Annotated in this window: 2 protein-coding genes; both read right to left on the bottom strand. The window is 68.3% G+C overall.

Annotated elements, in window-relative coordinates:
* On the bottom strand, window positions 1–728 hold a 728-nt coding region (hflC, locus tag AB4Z46_RS35210), incomplete at its 3' end, for a protease modulator HflC (RefSeq protein WP_442288191.1).
* Between the two features lie 13 nt (window positions 729–741).
* Window positions 742–2,082, bottom strand: a complete 1,341-nt coding sequence (gene hflK, locus AB4Z46_RS35205) for an FtsH protease activity modulator HflK (RefSeq protein ID WP_442288190.1) — start codon at window positions 2,080–2,082, stop codon at window positions 742–744.
* Window positions 2,083–2,160: the final 78 nt, after the last annotated feature.

Genomic DNA, 2,160 nt, shown 5'->3' with positions numbered 1-2,160 from the left:
CCGGCGGCGCGGCCGTCGCCCTCGCCCTTGATCTTCTGGGCGTCGCGGTAGGCATTGGCAACGATCACCTCGCGCTGGCGGTCGGCGTCGGCGCGGATCTTCTCGCCCTCGGCGAAGCCGGTGGAACGCAGCTCGTTGGCCACCCGCTTGCGCTCGGCCTCCATGCGGCGGTAGACCGATTCGGTGATCGCTTCCACATAGTCGACCCGCGTGATGCGCACGTCGACGATGTCCACGCCCCACGGCTTGTTGGCCCCCTTCACCACCGCCAGCACCTCGCGCTGGACGTCGGCCATCAGCGCATCGCGGCGCGTCGAGATCAGGTCGCGCACGGTGCGCTTGTTGATGTTCTCCTGGAAGGCGTTGCGCACCACCCGGTTGAGCTGCACCGCGCCGGCGTTCTCGTCGAGGCCGACGTTGCGGATGTACTCCGACGGGTTGCTGATGCGCCAGCGCACGTACCAGTCGATCACCACGCGCTGCTTCTCGGCCGTGAGCATCGGCTCCGGGTCCAGGCTGGACAGCGTCAGCAGCCGCTTGTCGATGTACGAGACGTTCTGGAACGGCGGCGGCAGCTTGAAGTTCAGGCCCGGCTCGGTGATCACTTCCTTGATCTGGCCGAGCGCGTAGACGACGCCGAACTGGCGCTGGTCGACCACGAAGAGCGTCGAACTCAGCAGCGCGAGCGCCACCAGGACCGACGAGACGATGAATCCGATTCTGTTCATATGCTTTCAGTCCTCAGCGCACGTCGCGATCGCGCGAACGGCCATCGCGGGCGCGGGCATCGCCGGCGGACGGCGCCACCGGCGTCCCCGACGACTGCGGCGCGGCCGTGCCCGCGGCGGCGGGGCTGGCGGCATCGGCCGGCGCGCCGGCGCCGGTCTGCTGCATCAGCTTGTCGAGCGGCAGGTACAGCAGGTTCGAGTTCTGCTTGGAGTCGACCAGGATCTTGCTGGTGCTGCTGTAGATCTGCTGCATGGCGTCGGTGTACATGCGGTCGCGCGTGACCTGCGGCGCCTTCTGGTATTCGCTGAGCACGGAGCTGAAGCGCTGCGCGTCGCCCTGCGCCTGCGCGACGATCCGCGCCTTGTAGGCCTCCGACTCTTCCTTGAGCCGCGAGCCGGTGCCGGTGGCGCGCGGCACCACGTCGTTGGCGTAGGCCTGCGCCTCGTTCTTGATCCGCTCGCGCTCCTGGCCGGCCTTGAGCACGTCGTCGAACGCGGCCTGCACCTGCTCGGGCGGGCGCACGCCGCCCTGCTGCAGGTTGATCGCCACGATCTCGACGCCCAGGTTGTAGCGGTCCAGGATGGTCTGCATCAGCGTGCGCACGCGCGGCGCGATCTGGTCGCGCTCGTCGGCCAGCGCCGCATCCATGCGCATCTTGCCGACCACCTCGCGCACGGCGGTTTCGGCCACCTGCACCACGGTGTCTGAAGGCGCCTTGCTCTCGAACAGGAAGGCGCGCGCATCGTTGAGCCGGTACTGCACCGCGAACTTGATCTCCACGATGTTCTCGTCCTCGGTCAGCATGGCCGACTCGCGCAGGCCGGTCGAGCGCACGATGGTGTCGCGCCCGACGTCGACCGAGCGGATCTGCGAGGTCACGACGATCTCGTGGCGCTGGATCGGGTACGGCAGGCGCCAGTTGAAGCCGGCCCCCACGGTGGCCTTGTAGCGGCCGAACTGCGTGATCACGGCCTGCTGGCCTTCGTTGACGATGAAGAAGCCGGTGCCGAGCCAGATCAGGACCGCCACCACCGCAATCAGGCCGAGCCCGAAGCCCGCGTTCTTCATGTCGGGGCGAAGACCGCCGCCACCGCCGTTGCCGCCGTTGCCGCTCGGACGGTTGTCGCCTCCGCGCCCGCCGCCGAACAGGCCGCCGAGCTTGCGGTTGAAGTCGCGCCAGAGTTCGTCGAGGTCCGGCGGACCCTGGTTCGGGCCCTGCCCGCGCGGACGGTTGTTGTTGCCCGAGGGCGGCGGCGCCGGCGGCTCGCCATCGGGGCGATGGGCGGCGGGACGGTCACCGTTGGACGAGGAATCGTCGCCCCGGCCCCAGCGGCCGTCGTTCAGGTTGAACATGGCCGGAAACCGTCTCCACACTGGCTTTGAATTCATTCGGTTCTGTTCTTTGGTCAGTGAAGTGGGATTGTGCTCAAT

It is taken from the genome of Variovorax sp. M-6, from assembly GCF_052114385.1.
In the GTDB taxonomy this organism is placed as follows: Bacteria; Pseudomonadota; Gammaproteobacteria; order Burkholderiales; family Burkholderiaceae_C; genus Variovorax.
The sequence above is the reverse complement of the archived record's forward strand: the minus strand, read 5'-3'. Positions and strand labels throughout refer to the sequence as shown.